This window comes from Exiguobacterium sp. s36, from assembly GCF_018618345.1.
Classification (GTDB): Bacteria; Bacillota; Bacilli; order Exiguobacteriales; family Exiguobacteriaceae; genus Exiguobacterium; species Exiguobacterium chiriqhucha.
Genome location: NZ_JACSLW010000004.1, coordinates 189252 through 207619, shown reverse-complemented (window position 1 = coordinate 207619; position 18368 = coordinate 189252). Strand labels below are relative to the sequence as shown.

Genomic DNA, 18368 nt, shown 5'->3' with positions numbered 1-18368 from the left:
GAATGCCATTGACTGCATTCCTACACACGCACGTCACGAGCTGGATTTTATTACTCGTCTTGTTCGCTGTCGCCTACGTCGGCTATAAGAACGCGAACAAGAGCGGGAAGATTGCCCACATGGTGTTTCGACTCATGTTGCTCGTCGCGTTCGGCACAGGACTTTATTTGTATTTACAATTGAACGGTGGCGGCATGTTCTATCACGTGAAAATCACGGTCGGACTGCTCACGCTCATCTTCGGTGAGATGACGCTCATCCGTGTGAAGAAGAAAAAACCAGCGAACGCGATGTTCGGCGGTTTCGTCGTACTTGCACTCGTGACGATCTTCATCGGCTATGCGTTGCCATACGGACAGTCGTTCTTTAGCAATTTCATTTAAGGTTGATTCCCATTCCGCACATCGGAGTGGGATTTTTTTGTTTGTCCGTAAATTATTAGGGGAAAATAAAAAAATCAGTGATAACGATGATGAGGTGAAATGATGGAACAACAAATGAATGAATGGTCACGCGTCTTGCACGCGCGAAGATGGATGAAACAAACGGAATCGTTCCTGCCGCTTTGGCACGGATATATCGGCTATAAATATGGATTGTTCGATGCACTCCAAGGCGGTGCCAGCTTTGCGGAGATGACGCTTCGCTTGAAGCAACCGTTGACGAAGCTCGCGCTGGAGCGTTGGCTTGAAGTAGGGGTCGCCGTTCGTCATTTGAAAAAGAGAGGCTGGCGTTACTTCCCGACACGTAGTTTGAAATATCAATTGTCGCATGAGGATGAGCGAAGTATCGGTTTCATGCTGCAAGAGATGATGGAGCTGCATATCCCGGCGCTCATCGCTTACCCTGACTTTTTAGAGTCGGGCAAACAGAAGACGTTCGATGGGGCGACGCATGGACAGGTCGTTGCACAGACGTCGACGCTCGTCGAGACGGTCGCTTTCCCAGTCGTCCAACAACTGTTGCGTCAGGCCGACGTGAAGACGATGCTCGATATCGGATGCGGGCACGGTGGTTACTTGCGTAAACTGCATGGCCTCGAACCAGAGTGGAAGTTGACCGGGATTGATTTGGAAGAAGACGTCATCGCCGAAGCCCGGGAGCAGGATGAGTCGGGCGACATTCGTTACGAAGTGGCCGATTTCATGGAATGGGATCATGAGGACCGGTTCGATGCCGTCATGATGAACAACATGCTCTATTACTTCTCGCCAGAAAAACGAATCGAATTGCTCGAACGGATGCTCGAGAACCTCGAGGCGTCCGGTGTCGCCGTCCTCGTCACTCCGCTCGCAGAGACGCCGCTCGGCTCTCGGTTTGCCTCGGCGTTCAATGCGTTCATGACCCTCCACGACAACTTGCATCCGTTACCGACAATTCGAGAGTTGCGTCGTCAAATGCAGCAAGTCGGCTTTGAAAATATTCGCTTTATCCCATTCATCCCGGAAGGATCATGGTATATCGTCATTGCCGAACGCGGCAATTGACACATGGCGGACACACGACGAGCCGATTCAAATTTGAACTTGTCTCCAGTCATTTCTATAATGAGATAGAAGCATAAGAGACTATTCACATAGGGAGTTGTTCAACGTGTCGGAAAAAAGAGTCGCCGTGATCGGTGCCGGACCAGGAGGACTTGCGGCTGCGATGCTGCTCGCAAGCCGTGGTGTGAAGGTAACAGTATTTGAGAAGCAGGCGTTCGTCGGTGGACGAACGTCTCGTCTTCAAGTCGGAGAATTCGCGTTCGATCGTGGCCCGACTTTTTTAAATATGCCGTATATTTTAGAAGAGATTTTCGAAGAGACGGGTCGCGATTTACATGACTACGTCGAGATGAAACGCCTTGAACCGATGTACGACCTTTATTTCGATCGAGGGAACCGGGTACTGTCGATGACGACCGACCGCGATCAAATGCATCAGGCGATTGAAGAGCAATTCCCTGGGAACGGGGAAGGCTATGAACGTTTCATGGCCGAACAAGCCATCAAGCTGTCGAAGTTGATGCCGGTCCTGCAGACGGCGCATGACAAGCTGACGGATTACGTGGCCACACGCGTCTTGAAGGCGTTGCCGTTCTTGTCGATTGGTAAATCGTTATATGACGTGTTATCGGAATACTTCACGAGCGAGGAGCTGAAGTACGCCTTCACGTTCCAAGCCAAATATTTAGGGATGTCGGCTTGGGATTGCCCTGGCGGCTTCTCGATTTTGTCGTATATGGAGCATGCCTACGGCGTCCATCATCCGATTGGCGGCGTGAACCAACTATGTACAGCGATGGCGCGCGTCATCGAAGAAGAGGGCGGTGAGATTCGTCTCGGAGAAGGCGTTGACCGTCTCTTGCTCGATGGGAAGCGTGTCAACGGTCTCGTGGCGAACAACGTGCATTACGCGTTCGATGAAGTGATTGTCGGGGCCGATTTCGCCCATGCGATGACGACGCTCGTCCCGAGCGATGCGCTCACGCGTTGGAGTCCGAAACAACTGAAGAAGAAGCGCTACTCGTGTTCGACGTTCATGCTCTATCTCGGGCTCGATCGCGTCTATGACGACGTCGCCCATCACTCGATTCATTTCGCAGACGACTACGAGCGTAACGTGAAAGAGATGACGCAAGACTTGAAGCTGAGTGAAGACTTCTCCTTCTACGTGCAGAACGCGTCAAACATTGATCCGACGCTGGCACCAGCCGGTAAATCGTCACTCTACGTCCTCGTGCCGGTCCCGAATAATCTGTCGAACTTGCCTTGGGAGAAGCTCGAGGCGACGATGACGGAACGTGTCCTCGATGCGCTTGAGACGCGTTCACCGTATCGCGACATTCGTAACCATATCGAGGTTATGCAGCCGCTCACGCCGAACGACTGGGAAGCGTTCGGTGTATATGAAGGAGCCACGTTCAATCTCGGACACAACTTATCGCAGATGATGTATTTCCGTCCGCACAATCAGTTCGAGGAACTCGATCACGTCTGGCTCGTCGGAGGGGGCACTCATCCAGGCAGCGGACTGCCGACGATTTTTGAGTCGGCGCGGATCACGGCGAACCTATTGCGTGACCGGGCAGGTGTCGGCCAATGAACATCAGCTTCGTCGGTGCCGGAATCGGGTCGCTTTACGCGGCCTTGCTTCTGACCCATAAATATCCGTCGCTACACGTGACCATTTATGAGAAAGAATCCCGCGTCGGGGGGCGACTCAATTATGTCGAATTCGAGAACGGCGCCCGCGTCGATGAGGGGCCGACCATCGTCCTGTTACCCGGGAAACTGAAAAGTCAGCTTCAAGAAGCCGGGTTCCCGGAACGTGAGCTCGAACTGCTTGAAGTCGACCCGCTCTATCGCCTCCGTTATGAGGATGGGACGACGTTCTATAAATATCGCGATATCGAGCGCCAGGCGGCCGAAATCGACCGTCTTTTCAACGAGGGTGCCGGATTCAAAAAATATATGGCCCAAAAACGAGAAGAGTATCGCCTCGGCTTCGACGCGTTCTTGGACCGGGGCTATAAGAGCAAGACAGATTTGTTCGAGCCGAAGTTATTGATGCTCCTCATGCGCTTGAAAGCGTATGAGACGGCCCACGAGAACATGAAACGCTTCTTTAAGGACGAACGTCTTCGTGTCGCCTATAGTCTGCAAACGCTCTACATCGGCGGCAACCCGTATGACACGCCATCCCTCTATGGCTTGATTCCGTATCGGGAGCAAGAAGAGGGGATTTGGTACGTCAAAGGAGGATATTTCTCGCTGGCGACGAAAATAGAACAAGAGTTGAAGCGCCGGGGCGTCACGTTCAAGCTGAACGCGAACGTGGAACGCGTCCGCGTCGCCGAAGGTCGGGCGGATGCGGTCGTCGTCGACGGAGTCGTCCATCCGTATGATGCGGTCGTCGTCAACGGCGACTTCCCGCTCATGGAACGCTTGATTGATGGCGTCAAGCCAAAGTCGTATGAACCGTCGAGTGGGACGCTCTTGTTGTATTTTACCGTGAACGGGGACATCGACTTGCCGGTCCACCAATTCGATTTGCCGACTGATTTCGCCGGGTCGATGCGGACCATCTTCGAAGATGGTAAACTGAGCAAGTATCCAGCGATGTATACGTTCAATCCGTCCCTCATCGATGACTCGCTCGCACCGACGGGCACGAGTGTGCTGTACGTACTCGTACCGGTGCCTCGTAAATTGGAACGGAAAGACTTTGAAACGAGCGGTGCAATCGAGCATTTGATCGGCCGCATCGAACGGATGGTGCCCGATTTCAGAGACCGTGTCTTGGAAATGAAAGTCCGGACGCCGATGGACGCGGAACGATTCGGCTTGTTCGAGGGCGGAAGCTTCGGCATCGCCCCGAAATTGGCCCAGTCGGCCGCGTTCAAACCGCAGGCCCGTCCGTATGCCCAGATCGACCGTCTCTATGCGGTCGGGGCATCGGTCCATCCGTGCGGAGGCGTTCCAATCGTCATGATCGGCTCGCAACTGTTAGTGAAAAGAATGGAAGAAGAAATGGGGGCATTGTACCATGACGACACAAGAAGCGTATCGTCAATGTGAAGACGTAATGAAAAAAGGCTCGCTCACGTTCTATCGGGCCTTTTCCCTGCTCTCTAAACCTGACCGCCAAGCCGTGGCTGCGGTCTATACGTTTTGTCGGACACTCGATGACGCGGTCGACGAATCTGATAGCCCCGAGGAAAGTTTGACGCATTTTTTGGCCGAGTTCGATCGTTTCTTGGCGGGCGAACCATTGCCGGATGCGCTCTGGGTGGCGCTCGAGGATGTCTGGAAGCGATACGACATGGACGTCGAACCGTTCTTCGAGTTGGCCGAAGGCATGAAATGGGACTTACATAAGACGCGTTATGCGACGCTCGAGGAGACGGAGCAGTATGGCTATTACGCGGCCAGTACCGTCGGCTTGATGCTGTTACCGATTCTCGCGCCGGACGCCGATGCGGGTGGACGCCAGCAATTGAAGCAAGGCGCCATCGATTTAGGAATTGCCATGCAGTTGACGAACATCTTGCGCGACGTCGGGGAAGACCTCGATCGGGACCGGATTTATGTGCCCCAATCGTTGCTCGCCGAGTTCGGTGTCGAGGAAGCCGATTTGTTTGCGCGGCAAGTGACTCCGGCGTTCATCGACGTCTGGGAGACAGTGGCCCGTCGCGCGGAAGCGTTATACAGCAGCGCTCGGGAGACGCATCACTTGTATCCTGTGACGAGCCGGAAGCCTGTCGCGGCGGCAGCGCTCCTCTATGAAGGGATTTTAGATGCGGCCCGGCAGAACGGGCATGACGTCTTCACGAAGCGGGCGTATGTCTCGACGATTCAAAAAGGCAAACTGTTGACCAGATTATAAGCAAGGGCGGTCGTCTTGAGACGGCTGCCTTTTTTGCGCACAAAAAAACCACTTTTGGCGGGGGACCAAAAGTGGTGTAAGCGTTATGTGATTCGTTCATCGGGGAAACGAACGAATCGGACGTGATGAACCCTAAAGATGTGCCTCGTTTCATGGGGAATGAAACAATGGGGCATCTTCGCTGAAGCAGGATGCTTGATGGACTAAGGGGGAACATCAGATGCATGCTGTTCCAGCTGCGGGATACGAGTGGGGAAACTCGCTCATCACTTTTTTCTCGGGTGTGACAAGTTCAAAACGCGATAGGCTCGGGGAAGCCATTCGATCGCTACAGGTGTAACTAACGTTACAAAACTGCTTGAACTCGAATATGATATTATCACGTCTGTCCCGTGTCGACAAGTGTCGAATCCTCTGTTCACAAAATGTTCAAATTGTCAGAGGTATGTCCTCTAACATCGATCGGGCCGCGAATTGTCCTGAAAGCGTCACCATCGGGCTACCGCCACCAGGGTGGGTCGAACCGCCCGCAAACCAGATGTTTGAGACGTCTTCGGAACGGGCCGACGGACGGAAAAACGCTCCTTTTTTCGAGTTGGCCGACGTCCCGTAAAGCGCTCCGTAGTAGGCGTAAAAATCACGGGTCAAATCGAGTGGAGTGACGCGGCGATGGAACAAGACATCGCTGTCTTCCCAATCGACACCGAACGTGCGGAGCCGTCGACGAATCAAATGCTCATACGTCTCGGCATCGATATCGGTCATATGGGCCGGCGCATTGACGAGGATGAACAAGTTATCGCCGGCTTCTCCCATTGACGGGTCGGTATGGGCCGAGTTCGAGATATAGATCGTCGGCTCATCGGCATAGCGTTCCTCTTCAAACAAGGCCCGGAACTCGGCCTCGTAGTCGTCTGAGAAATAGACGTTGTGATGGGCGAGGTTCAATCGTTTGTTCAAGCCGATCATGATGACGAAAGCGGACACCGATGGTTCGATCGTGTCGCGTGTCGGTACCGGGAACGAGGGACGGTCCATCGCGTCGACGAGACGCGGATATTGCGTGAGCAGTTCCCCGTTCAGAAGGACGGCATCGCAAGACATGACCTCTTCGTGGTCGATGACGACCGCATGGGCCTTCCCGTTCGTCACTTCGATTTTCGTCACCTCATGGCCGAGCCGGAACTCGACGCCGAGCTCGCTCGCCCGTTTCGCGAAGCCTTTCGCGATCGTCCAGTTCCCGCCTTTGGCGAAATAGACGCCGTCATTCAGCTCGAGATGCGAGATGAGCGCGAACGTGCCTGGTGTGACGTAGGGGCTGCTGCCGATATACGTCGCATACCGGTCGAGCGCTTGGATGATGCGAGGGTCCTTGAAGTACTTTTTATGGAGCGCATGCAGGCTCTTGAGCGGATGCACTTTCATCATGTCGGCCCAAAGACCGGTATCGATTTTCGAGTCCATCCGCGTGAAGAAGCGGTGATTGGCAATCTCGAACAGTTTTTCCGCCTCGTCTAAGTAAGCGGCCAATTGATTTTTATCGGCTTTGTCGCCGGTCAGACGGCGCACCTCAGCTTCCATTTTTTCGCGGTCCGAATCGAATGTGAACGTCGAACCGTCGGAGAAGTGGTTGACCGTGTGCGACTCGAGTTTGACGAGCTCAAAATAGTCATCCGGGTTGGCGCCGCTGTTGCGGATGACGGAGCGGAACACGTCCGGCATCGTAATCGTATTCGGTCCGAAGTCGAAGCGGTGTCCATCGGTGATAATCGGCATGAGCTTCCCACCGACATGCTCGTTCTTTTCAATGACGGTCACGTCGTAACCGCGGGCGGCCAAGGTGACGGCGGCACTCAAGCCGCCGAGACCGGCCCCGATAATGGCGATATGTTTCATAGTATGCCTCCTAATTATTGATACGTCCGGCCTTTCCATGAAATCGGCTTCCGTCGCCATTTGCGCACGACCGCGCTCGACAAGAGGAGCAAGTAGGCGATGAGACTGAACGGGTGGAGCCAAAACTGGCGGCCACCCGATTTGACATCGATGGCGAGGCGCGCGAGCAAAACGAACGCGCATGCCAAGAATGAAATCCAGTCCATGCGGACGAGAAAGACGATGAAAGCAGACAGCTGGATGCCGTAGTAGAGAAAGAAATAAAGGGCGATGCCCACTGCTTCATTCATTCCCTTGAATACGTTCTTTGAAAACCCATTCCAGACTTCTTCATTCGTCGCATACATGTCACACGTGATATACGGCGAGACGTTGACGAGCGACGTGATCTTTTTCCGACGTTTGAACTCGCGGCAGAGATCGATGTCGTCAATCAATGAATCATGAATCGAGGCGTGCCCTCCGACATCCTCGTAGCTCGCCCGCTCGACGAGGACGTTCATCCCGTTGGCCGCGGCGAAGGCAGGATGACGGACTTTTCGCCAAAACAGGGGCAAATGCTGGGCGATTAAGACGTGCTGCATCGGAATCAACAGTTTGCCGAGCCAAGTCGGTGTCGGGAAACGGGGGAAGCCGGACAAGAAGACCGCTCCTTCGCGGGCGAGTGTGCCGTGAAGTCGACCGATGAACGTCGGGTCGATCGTCACGTCGGCATCGAGGAACAATACATACGGCTCGGTCGTCCGGGTCGCCAACTGATGGCATGCATGGACCTTGCCTGCCCAGCCTTCCGGGAGCGGCACCCCACGGAAGATGGTGAAGCGGGAATCGTCCGCAATCGCTTGAACGAGCGCCTCATATGTATCATCCTCGGACCGGTCCTCATATAAATAGACGTGGCATTCATCCGTCAAGGCGGCCTTCAAACTTGTGACGAGCTTCGGCACGTTCCGCTCCTCGTTTCGAAGCGGGATGCAAATTGCGGTCGAAGGGACAGGGACCGGAGCGGTGAGCGGCCGGAGGAATAGCAAGTTCACCAGCGTGAAGACGAGCATCAGGGACGTGATGACGAACAGAATCATGAGTGGCCTCTTCCGAGTTGGAGCACGTGCTCTGTCCAATCCGCCAAGCTGCGCTTCGGAGGGAACAGCTCGATATAGCGGTCGGATTGTGCGATCACGTCGTCGCGCGTATCGTCATATAGTCGCTCAAGTGCTTTGGCGAGCTCTTGTTTTTGGTCACGTCGCGTCTTAGAGACGACCGTATGGTTGCGGAACCGCACATAGACGAGCGGGGCGGCGTGGGACGCGAACGTATAATAGATGGCGCACAACCGGACTTCTGGATTGTGAATCAGCATCGTTGCACCGGAACCGATCTCGAGCGGGCGATGCTCCTGTGGATACTCACGTCCTTGCGGGAACACCCAGACGGACTTGCCAGCGAGTAACAGCCGATTAGCATAGTCGAGCGAGGCGCGCACGTCCGATAGTTTGCCTTTTTTGATGGAGAACGCACCTAAGTGGCGGAAGAACGGGAAGCGGCGCAGTCCATCCTCATCCATCAAGACGTGGACGTCGTGACGCAAATAATATTCGTTCAACATGAGCAGAATCATCCCGTCCCACCACGAGCTGTGTGTGCTCAAAAACAATCCAGGTGTCGGCACGTCATCGGCCCGGACGTGAATCGTATGGAAAAACGGACGGATTTGACGCTCTTTGACGAACGTCGAGAACAGGTTATTGAACCATTTCTTTTTGCTCGCTTCGATCATGACGGCTCCTCCGTTCTATCAAGATGAGACCTGCGGCGGTCACGAGGCTGAGGACACCGATCCCGTAGAGACCGGCGTTGACGGCCGTGACTCCGAACAAGGCGTGAAGCATGACGAACAAATAACGGCCGTGCCCAAGCAACATCGGTTCCGCCTCGACTTCAAACCGGTCAAGCAACCAAGAGAAAATGAGCGACAGTCCGAACCAGCCGACGAAGTTTTGCGTCGGGATGTCATAATACAAACCGTCATTGGCCCATTCCCAATAGCCTTTCACGTTCGCGGCGACGGGATCGATCGCCATGTCGAGCCAAACAGCGAGGAATGGGACGAGCCAGAGCGTGCGGTTCTTGAACGAGAACAAGCGGGCGACGGCAAAACTCGAGCCGATGACGGCGAGCCAGGCCGCACCGATTGTGACCGGTACACCGAACACGGTCGGACCGAACGCCTCGGCATAAATATACTCGCTGAAAGGGAACCCGGTTTTGACACCGAGCGTCTCGACAGCGATCGAGCCGAAGAAGATGAACGGGACAATCCAGCGGGCGTGGCGGACGCCGTCCGCAATCACCCAACCGCCGATGGCCCCAGCGAGCCATAAGAATACCGGGTTTGCCCATTCGAGCCAACTCGGCAACAAATCAAAGCCAACGAGGACGACCCCGATGACATACCAAACTAAAAACCATTTCCAAATCCATGGATACACTTTCATTTCATCACCTCTATTACCATTCTAGAGAGGTTTGTGACATCCGTCTAATAAATGCATGCAAAAAAAGAGCCCCTCGAGAGGGACCCATCAATTCGCCATCCGTTTTCGTTTCTTGACGAACGAGAAGGCGATGAATAAGACGTAGAATGTGACGGCGATGAACCAGAACGACGGCCATTCTTTCCACCGGGCGAAAATCATGTACGTCAAGTAGATGAGACTGACTGTGATGATGAACGAATGGCGCGGGAGCGGCACATCTTTGAAACTCGGGATACGCACGCGGCTGACCATGAGCAGGGCGAGACCCGTGAAAAAGATTGGGGTGAGCAGTTCATTAATCTGGTCCCCGAACGTCGTCACGACGGCGAGCAGTCCGCCGGCCGCGGTGATCGGGACGCCTGAGAAGTAGCTGGCCGTGACGTTCGTCGCCGATAAGTTGAAGCGGGCCAAGCGGTAGGCGCCGAACAACGGGAATAGGGCGGCGAAGAAGAGGCCGTAATTGCCGTAATCGATAAAGAACGTGTAGTAGGCGAGTAACGCCGGGGCGACCCCGAACGTGACGACATCGGCGAGCGAGTCGAGTTCTTTCCCGAAGTCACCGGCCACTCCGAGCATACGGGCCAGCCGTCCGTCGAGACTATCGAGCATCATGGCGATGATAATCAGTAACGTCGCGTTCGAAAAGTCGCCGCGCGCCGCATAGACGATGGCCAAGACGCCACAGAACAAGTTGCCGAACGTAAATGAGTTAGGAATCCACGAGCGGATTCGTTCTTTCCACATAGGTATTGCCTCCATCTTTGTTATTGAGTGAACCAGCGACCGTCCGTGAATCCGAGCAAGTCAGCCGGAGCGAGTTCGAGTTGATAGCCGCGTTTTCCGGCCGAGATGATAATCGTGTCTTTTCGTTTGGCGCTGTCGTGAAGAAACACAGGGAATCGTTTCTTCGCACCGATCGGCGAGACCCCGCCCCGGATGTACCCGGTCAGCGCCTCGAGTTCCTTCATCGGTACGGGCGACGCCTTTTTGGCACCCCAGGCTTTTGCGGCCGCTTTTAAGTCGATATCGAGCTCTCCTGAAATCAAAAAGAAGGCGAATCGGCGTTGCTCGTTCTCGAGACAAATCGTTTTATACAGTTGGTCGAGCGGTTTACCGAGTGATGCGGCGACATGCTTGGCCGAGACGTCGGACTCGTCCACTTCATATGTGTGATACGTGAACGGGACGTTCCGTTGTTTCAGTTGTCTTGCGGCGTTTGTCAGTTGCATCGGTCCCACCCTTTCGTTGAACGACTCTTTTAAGAATAGCAAATAGTGGTAGCGTCGGGCAATCGAACTCGGAAAATTTTCATGACAAGAAGGAAACAGAATCCATGATAGAGAAATGAATAGTGATTCATTTTATCATGAAGGGGGAAATTAGGATGGAAACGATTCAACTGGAACAGCGGAACGGGGTCGGCTGGCTGAAATGGGACCGGCCGGAAAAATTGAACGCATTAAATGAGACGTTGCTTCGCGAGGCGAGGGAAGCGATGGAGCAGCTCGTGGCGGATGAGGCCGTCCACGTCATCGTGCTCGTCGGGCAAGGACGTGCCTTCTCATCGGGACAGGACTTGACGATTGAGAGTGACGCCGACTATGGAGTGTATTTAGAAGAGGTGTATCATCCGCTCGTGCGGGCGCTTGCCGACTGTCCGAAACCAATCATTGCCGGCATTCATGGGGTCGTCGCGGGGGCGGGTCTCAGTCTGGCGCTCGCCGCGGACGTCCGGCTCGTCGCAAGGTCGACGAAGTTCAGTTCGGCGTTCATCAAAATCGGTCTCGTCGCCGACGCCGGGGGACCATACCATTTACGACGCTTGATGAGACCAGATCTCGCGCTCGCTTGGATGTGGAGCGGCAGCACGATTGACGCCGAACAGGCCGAGACGTTCGGTCTCGTCACGGAGCTCGTCGAGGATGAGGCGTACTTGGAGCGGTTGACGACATACGCCGAGACGCTCGCAGCCAAGTCACCGACAGCGGTGCAAGGCATGAAGGCGTTGTTCCGAGCCGATTCGTTCGAGGACGGGCTCGAGCAAGAGATTATCTGGCAACGGAAATGTGGGCAGACGGACGTTCATCGCCAGGCGATGCAGGCATTCTTAAATCGATAATCGATAAAAAAAGAAGCGGTCACAGCGACCGCTTCTTTTTGATTGGTTATGAAGTTGGCTTCGGTTCGAACTGGAAGCCTTTTTGTTGCCACGTCCCGTATTTCCAGCGCCGGAAGGCGAAGAAACCGCGGAACCACTCGTCGAGTGAGAAGGCGAGCCAAATCCCGAGGACGCCGAGCCCCATCTGGAGACCGAACAAATAACTGAAGACGACGGCGACGCCCCACATCGAGGCGATTCCAATCATGACCGGGAAGCGAACGTCGCCGACCGACTTGAGCGATCCCATCAAGACGATGTTCATGGCACGACCTGGCTCCAGGATGAGTGTCGCCCATAAAATCGGTACGCCGACGGCGATGATGTCCGGGTTCGACGTGAACAGGCCGAGCAACGACTTACCGAAGACGGCGAGTCCGAGTGAGGCCACGAGTGACGCGAACATGGCAAGCTTCAACGTCTTGACGGCGCGGGTATACGCCTCTTTAAACCGTTTCCCGCCGATGTCACGGGCAATCAACAGCTGTGTTCCTTGCGCGACTGCGACCGTGAACAAGAAGGCGAGCATCGACAAGTTCATGACGTAGACGCGAGCGGCGAGGGACGCCTCACCCATCGTGGCGATGAAACCGGTGATGATGATTTGCGAGAACTGGTACGACAAGTTCTCTCCGGCCGATGGTACCCCGATTTGGAGCAAGGCACGGATATCATCGCGTTGCGGCTTAATCAATTCTTTGAGCGGGAAGCGGAGCATGAGTCGCTTCTTGACGATCCAGAACAAGAGTACCATCGCCGAGAAACGGGCGATGACGATGGCCCAGGCGACACCGGCGACACCTGTCACCGGGAGGCCGAACCAACCCATGACGGCGATCATGGCTCCGATGGCCGTGATGATATCGATGAGAAGCGTCGCGAGCATCGCATGTTTCGTCATCCCGTGACTCCGGAGGACGGAACTGAGCGCCATGATGAGCGCCTCGGTGAAGAGCGACAACCCGACGATTTGTAAGAACAAGAGACCGTGGTCGAACAGCTCATCCGATAGACCGAACAGGCGGAGGAACGTCTCACCGAACAAGAACACGACGGCGACCATGATCACACCGAGCCACATGTTCAAGCTGACGGCAGAACGGGCGAAGTCACGGCTCTTCTTCATCCGATTGGCGCCGATGGCTTGACCAATTAAGATGGTCGCGCCGACCGACGTCACGCTGAAGACGATTAAGAAGACGTTCAAAATTTGGTTGGCGACGCCGACGGCAGAAGCGGCGGCATCAGAGTAATGGGCAAGCATGAGCGTGGCGATAATCCCGGTCCCCATATGGAGCGCGAGCTCGATGAAGATTGGCCACGATATTTTAAATAAACTGAGCTGTTCGGTGTTTTTATTCGGCATGTGTATTCTCCCTTGTTTCTACAATTCTCTCTATGAAATATTTACGTTGTCAAAATCACAAGGGTCATGTTACTCCTTTTGAAATGAAAAAGAAAGGGATTTAGCAAATTATTTTCAACAAAAAAAACACCCGCCGAGGCGGGTGCAAAACCGAATTTATTTCATTTTCAAAATCGTCGCGCTGAACGGTGCGAGCTCGACTTCGAGTGAGTCTACATCGCGGTCGTGAAGCAAATCGTAAGCGCTTCCTGTATGCCAGAGCGGGTTCAGCTTCGATACCGTCTCTGAGTTATTGAAGTATATCAAATACGTCTCGTCTTTCGTGCAGCGTTCGACGATGAGCGCGTTCGACTCGTCATCGACGAGGTTGAAGCGATACGAGCCGGCGTTGGCGAGCACCGGGTGCTCTTTACGAAGGCGAATCAATTTTTGGATATAGCGGAACAGTTCACGGTCTTCCTGCGTCTCATCCCACGGCATGCAACGGCGGCAGCCTGGATCTTGTTCACCCTCGAGACCGATTTCATCACCGTAATAGATACATGGGCTACCTGTATACGTGAGCATTGACGTCATGAGCAACTTGAACTTTCCTTTATGTCCTTTCGCTCGTGTAAGGGCACGCGGCGTGTCATGCGAATCGATCAAGTTGAACGTCACTTCGTTCACGTTCGTCGTGTTCATCATCTCGACGCGCGTCAATTCATCCCGGAACTCGGAAGCGGACGTCCGGTCGAGTGCGAAATAGTTGAGGCTCGCGTTCGTGAACGGGTAGTTCATGACCGCATCGAACTGGTCGCCTTGAAGCCACGGCTGCGCGTCATGCCAAATCTCACCGAGGATGTACGCGTCTGGGTTCGCTTGTTTCACGGCTTTCCGGAAGTCGCGCCAGAACGCATGATCGACTTCGTTGGCGACGTCCAAACGCCAGCCGTCGATGCCGAACTCCTCGACCCAATAGCGCGCGACTTCTAATAGATAAGCTTTTAGCGCCGGGTGCTCCGTATTGATTTTCGGCATGTTCTTCTCGAACGCGAACGTATCGTAGTTCGGCTTCGGTGTCGTCTCGATCGGGAAGTCACGAAGGTAGAACCAGTCCCGGTACTCCGACTGCGGTCCGTTCTCGACGACGTCGAGGAACCACGGGTGGTTGTACCCGACGTGGTTGAAGACCGCGTCGAGCATGACTTTGATTCCGTTCTCGTGTAGAAGGTCGACGAGTTGTTTGAACTGTTCCTTCGTTCCGAACTGAGGATCGATTTCCATATAATCGAGCGTATCGTACTTATGGTTCGTCGTCGCCTTGAAGATTGGGCAGAAGTAAATACCGGTAATGCCGAGGTCGACGATATGGTCGATATGATCGATGATTCCTTGGAAGTCGCCGCCGAAGAAGTTTGTGACTGTCGGTTCGGTGCTGTTCCAAGGGAGTGTGCCTTCCGGATCAAGTGACGAGTCGCCGTTCGCGAATCGGTCCGGGAAAATTTGATACCAGACCGTATCTTTCACCCACGACGGGGCATGGAAGATGTCGACCGGGTTGATGAATGGGACGCAGAAATAGTAGCCCGTGTCATCGAGCGGCTTATCTTCGAACCAACCTTTTTCCGTATAGACGGCCGTCTCATTGCCGTCATGGAGGCGGAAGCCGTAACGGAGCCGGCGGAATGGCGGCTTGATGGCGATGAACCAATAGTCGTATTGGTCGTCGTGTCCAATCTTTTCCATCGGTGTCTCGAACGTACGCCAGAAGCTCGGCTTGTCCGGATCGAAGTTCCACATGGCCGGGTCTTCCGAATGCCAGTCATAGGGGTCATTCCAAATTAAGTCAACAGATTGGATATCATTTCTTTTCGTATGGAATCGAATATGTATCGTTTCTCGGTCGTACTTGTACACGAAAGGGGACATGGCGCGGTGGTAGATGGCTTCTTTGATCATGGGTTTGAATTCCTTTCTCTATTAAGGGTTATAACCATTTTACACTGTCTGTTCAGAAAAGAAATAACAGTTGTGAAAACGTTTGCTCAAGCAAAGGGTAATAAAGCGTTTACATTTTGTCAATCGTTCGATTCCTTGTTTCATAAGAAAAACACCTACAAAAAGTTCAAAAAGAGATAAATGGGACAACAGCAGGAAAAATTCCTAAAAAAAAGTCTTGTAAAACGCTTACACAACTGTATAATAAAAATTGAGGTGAGGATGCAAACGTTTTCACTAACCTACTGATTCTGTAGCGGAGTTGTTTAAAATCAGTAGGCCAGTGCGATTGCGCAAATCTGACCATACTATTCCTTGGGGAGGTTTTTCATCATGAAGATGAAAAAAATGGTAGCAGGACTTTCAACGGCAGTATTCGCTTTCGGTGCACTTGCTGCATGTGGTGGCGGTACGGACAACGGTTCTACTAACGAAGGCGGTTCTTCTAGCGAGAACAAGCCAGAAAAAATCGTAATTTGGGAAGATATTGAAAAGTCGGAAACGACGAAAGAAGTTGCGAAGGCGTTTGAAGAAGAACACGGCGTCGCAGTTGAAGTCGTTGAAGTCCAAATGACGGATCAAAAAGACAAGTTGGCGCTTGATGGCCCAGCTGGTAAAGGTCCTGATATCGTTCTCGTACCACACGACCAAATCGGAACGATCGCTGACCAAGGTCACTTGGCTCCACTTACGGATGAAGGCGCACTTGAAGCGTTCACAGACGCTTCGAAATCGGCTGTCATGTTCGACGGACAAGCTTACGGCTATCCGAAATCAGTTGAAACACCAGTCCTCATGTACAACAAGGATTTGGTATCAGAAGCTCCTACTTCAATGGACGACTTGTACAAGTTGTCTACAGATCTTAAAGACAAAGGCGAGTACGGCTTCCTCGGTCTTTGGGATAACTTCTACTTCGCTCACGGTGTAGTGGCTGGCTTCGGCGGTTACGTCTTCAAAGAAGACGGCGGCGCGCTCGACCCAACTGACATCGGTTTGAACAACGAAGGCGCAGTTGAAGGCTTCGACTACATCGGCAAATGGTACCAAGAAGGCCTCTTCCCTAAAGGGTTGATCGGCGAGTCTGGTGGCCAAGCGATGGACCAACTCTTCACTGAGAAGAAAGCACACACAGTCATGAACGGACCATGGGCCGTAGCTGGTTACCAAGATGCTGGCGTCAACCTTGGAGCGTCTGCATTGCCGACACTTCCAAACGGTGAGCCAATCAAGACGTTCATGGGCGTGAAGACATACGCACTTTCTGCTTACACAGAAAACCAAGAGTGGGCTGAAATGTTCCTCACAGAACTCACGAACGAAGAGAACGCATTGAAAATGTTCGAAGCGTACAACGAGATTCCACCAGTAGCAGCACTCGAGTCGAATGAGACAATCACGTCGAACGAAGTTGCGAAAGCGGTATTCGATCAAGCGACGAACGCAATCCCAATGCCTAACATTCCTGAAATGGGACAAGTTTGGGAGCCAATGGCACAAGCACTTCAGCTCGTAGCAACTGGCAAGCAAGATGCACAAAAATCAGCTGACGATGCTGTTAAAGTCATCGAGCAACAAATCCAAGCGAACAACCAATAAGGACAAGAGATGATGGGGTACGCCGACTGGCGTTCCCCCTCATTTTCTAGAATTGAGCAAACGCTTGCTCGATTGATTTGCTCAAATTGAAAGGAGAAATTGAGGATGGCTTCAATTGCGAACCCGAAAACGCCGGATCAACGTCCGGACAAACAACCGACCAATCATGCTCGGAACGCTGCATTACTCTCGATCATTCCGGGAGCCGGTCAATTTTATAACAACCAAAAAGCGAAAGCGATCGCTTTCTTTATTGTCATCATGTCTTATTTTGCAGTAAACTACGATCTCTTTTTCAAAGGAGCAGGCGCTGGACCTGGCGACCGTGGCGGCCTTTGGGGATTGATCACGCTTGGCGAAGTGGCAGGACCTCGTAACGACCATTCCATCTTCTTGATGGTAGAAGGTATTGTCGCATTGATCTTACTTTTCTTCGGAATCGCGTTCTACGTCTGGAACATTCGTGACGCTTACCGAGTCGGTCGCATTCGTGATCAGCACCTAAACGTTGCAACGTTCCAAGTGCAACTTCGCAACTTGCGCGACCACGGATTCCCATACCTGATGTTAATTCCGTCGCTCATCTTGCTCGTCTTCACAGTTATTCTTCCGTTGATTTTCACATTCTTGATCGCCTTCACGAACTATCGCTACAACAACGCACCACCGGCGAAACTCGTGGAATGGGTCGGATTTGAGAACTTCACACGAATCTTTGAAATTGATATTTTCCGTGACACGTTCGTCGGCGTTCTTGGTTGGACGCTCGTCTGGACAGTCGCTTCGACGGTCGGTGTCATCGCCATCGGGATCTTCCTTGCAGTTCTCTTGAACCAAGAAGGTCTTCGCTTCCGTCGTTTGTTCCGCTCAATCTTGATTTTGTCATGGGCCGTACCGGCGTTCATCACGATCTTGATTTTCCGTTCGATGTTCAACGAATCGTTCGGGGTATTCAATACGACGATTCTTCCGGCGTTCGGACTTGATCCGATCAACTGGATGACCGATCCGACGGCGACACGCAGTGCGCTCATCTTGATTCAATGGTGGCTCGGCTTCCCGTTCATCATGACGCTCATGACTGGGGTGCTTCAATCCATCCCGGGTGACTTATATGAAGCGGCGACGATTGACGGTGCGACCATCTTTGATAAGTTCCGTTTAATCACATTGCCGATGCTCTTGTTCGCAACAGCACCGATTCTCATCACGCAGTTCACGTTCAACTTCAACAACTTCAACATCATCTATCTCTTTAACGGTGGTGGACCGGCTGTTCCGGGCCAAACTGCCGGTGGTACCGATATCTTGATTTCATGGATTTACAAATTGTCGCTCGGAGCCAACCCGCAATACGGACTTGCGGCTGCGATTACGCTCATCTTGTCATTCTTCATCATGACACTTGCCGTCATCCAGTTCCGTCGGACAAAATCTTTCAAAGACGAGGATATGATCTGAT

At 53.1% G+C, this 18368-nt stretch carries 16 protein-coding genes; 8 read left to right on the top strand and 8 right to left on the bottom strand.

The window, feature by feature from the left end; translation table 11 throughout:
• The first annotated feature begins 2 nt into the window (after nt 1–2).
• The 5 genes from KNP95_RS10760 (at nt 3) to KNP95_RS10740 (ending at nt 5370) form a co-directional block, all read left to right on the top strand.
• Nucleotides 3–383 carry a YisL family protein gene (locus KNP95_RS10760; protein ID WP_029595956.1) on the top strand — a complete coding sequence of 127 codons (381 nt, stop codon included), beginning with the start codon at nt 3–5 and terminating at the stop codon, nt 381–383.
• A gap of 102 nt (nt 384–485) precedes the next feature.
• On the top strand, nt 486–1487 hold the full coding sequence (locus tag KNP95_RS10755; protein ID WP_021066683.1) for a class I SAM-dependent methyltransferase: 1002 nt from the start codon (nt 486–488) through the stop codon (nt 1485–1487).
• Between the two features lie 73 nt (nt 1488–1560).
• On the top strand, nt 1561–3087 hold the full coding sequence (locus KNP95_RS10750; protein WP_125318023.1) for a phytoene desaturase family protein: 1527 nt from the start codon (nt 1561–1563) through the stop codon (nt 3085–3087).
• Nucleotides 3084–4562 carry a phytoene desaturase family protein gene (locus tag KNP95_RS10745; RefSeq protein ID WP_214755689.1) on the top strand — a complete coding sequence of 493 codons (1479 nt, stop codon included), beginning with the start codon at nt 3084–3086 and terminating at the stop codon, nt 4560–4562. The genes KNP95_RS10750 and KNP95_RS10745 overlap by 4 nt, the downstream gene beginning before the upstream one ends.
• Nucleotides 4531–5370: a phytoene/squalene synthase family protein gene (locus tag KNP95_RS10740; RefSeq protein ID WP_058763050.1), complete on the top strand. Its 840-nt coding sequence runs from the start codon at nt 4531–4533 to the stop codon at nt 5368–5370. Before KNP95_RS10745 ends, KNP95_RS10740 begins: the two co-directional genes overlap by 32 nt.
• A gap of 429 nt (nt 5371–5799) precedes the next feature.
• Here KNP95_RS10740 and KNP95_RS10735 read toward each other — a convergent pair whose 3' ends face one another.
• From KNP95_RS10735 to ybaK, 6 genes are all read right to left on the bottom strand, one after another.
• Nucleotides 5800–7266 carry a phytoene desaturase family protein gene (locus tag KNP95_RS10735; RefSeq protein WP_058763052.1) on the bottom strand — a complete coding sequence of 489 codons (1467 nt, stop codon included), beginning with the start codon at nt 7264–7266 and terminating at the stop codon, nt 5800–5802.
• A gap of 14 nt (nt 7267–7280) precedes the next feature.
• Complete coding sequence (locus tag KNP95_RS10730) at nt 7281–8348, bottom strand: glycosyltransferase family 2 protein (protein WP_214837067.1); 1068 nt, start codon at nt 8346–8348, stop codon at nt 7281–7283.
• Nucleotides 8345–9043 (bottom strand): lysophospholipid acyltransferase family protein, encoded by a 699-nt coding sequence (locus tag KNP95_RS10725; protein WP_214837064.1) that lies wholly within the window; start codon nt 9041–9043, stop codon nt 8345–8347. Before KNP95_RS10725 ends, KNP95_RS10730 begins: the two co-directional genes overlap by 4 nt.
• Nucleotides 9009–9761 (bottom strand): carotenoid biosynthesis protein, encoded by a 753-nt coding sequence (locus KNP95_RS10720; RefSeq protein WP_021066675.1) that lies wholly within the window; start codon nt 9759–9761, stop codon nt 9009–9011. Before KNP95_RS10720 ends, KNP95_RS10725 begins: the two co-directional genes overlap by 35 nt.
• 87 nt (nt 9762–9848) lie before the next feature.
• Nucleotides 9849–10547: a CDP-diacylglycerol--serine O-phosphatidyltransferase gene (gene pssA, locus KNP95_RS10715; protein WP_021066674.1), complete on the bottom strand. Its 699-nt coding sequence runs from the start codon at nt 10545–10547 to the stop codon at nt 9849–9851.
• A 20-nt stretch (nt 10548–10567) separates the two neighbouring features.
• The gene (gene ybaK, locus KNP95_RS10710) at nt 10568–11032 is read right to left on the bottom strand and encodes a Cys-tRNA(Pro) deacylase (protein ID WP_021066673.1); all 465 of its coding nucleotides are present in this window, start codon (nt 11030–11032) and stop codon (nt 10568–10570) included.
• A 155-nt stretch (nt 11033–11187) separates the two neighbouring features.
• Between ybaK and KNP95_RS10705 the strand changes: the two genes are divergently transcribed.
• Nucleotides 11188–11922, top strand: coding sequence for an enoyl-CoA hydratase/isomerase family protein (locus KNP95_RS10705; RefSeq protein ID WP_029595950.1), 735 nt, complete (start codon nt 11188–11190; stop codon nt 11920–11922).
• Nucleotides 11923–11968: 46 nt separating this feature from the next.
• Here KNP95_RS10705 and KNP95_RS10700 read toward each other — a convergent pair whose 3' ends face one another.
• Both KNP95_RS10700 and KNP95_RS10695 read right to left on the bottom strand, forming a co-directional pair.
• On the bottom strand, nt 11969–13327 hold the full coding sequence (locus KNP95_RS10700) for an MATE family efflux transporter (RefSeq protein ID WP_021066671.1): 1359 nt from the start codon (nt 13325–13327) through the stop codon (nt 11969–11971).
• Nucleotides 13328–13483: 156 nt separating this feature from the next.
• Complete coding sequence (locus tag KNP95_RS10695; RefSeq protein WP_214837062.1) at nt 13484–15268, bottom strand: glycoside hydrolase family 13 protein; 1785 nt, start codon at nt 15266–15268, stop codon at nt 13484–13486.
• A 372-nt stretch (nt 15269–15640) separates the two neighbouring features.
• Between KNP95_RS10695 and KNP95_RS10690 the strand changes: the two genes are divergently transcribed.
• Together KNP95_RS10690 and KNP95_RS10685 are read left to right on the top strand one after the other, a co-directional pair.
• Nucleotides 15641–16906 (top strand): extracellular solute-binding protein, encoded by a 1266-nt coding sequence (locus KNP95_RS10690; RefSeq protein WP_214837060.1) that lies wholly within the window; start codon nt 15641–15643, stop codon nt 16904–16906.
• 105 nt (nt 16907–17011) lie between these two features.
• Nucleotides 17012–18367, top strand: a complete 1356-nt coding sequence (locus KNP95_RS10685) for a carbohydrate ABC transporter permease (RefSeq protein ID WP_021066668.1) — start codon at nt 17012–17014, stop codon at nt 18365–18367.
• The last annotated feature ends 1 nt before the right edge of the window (nt 18368 follow it).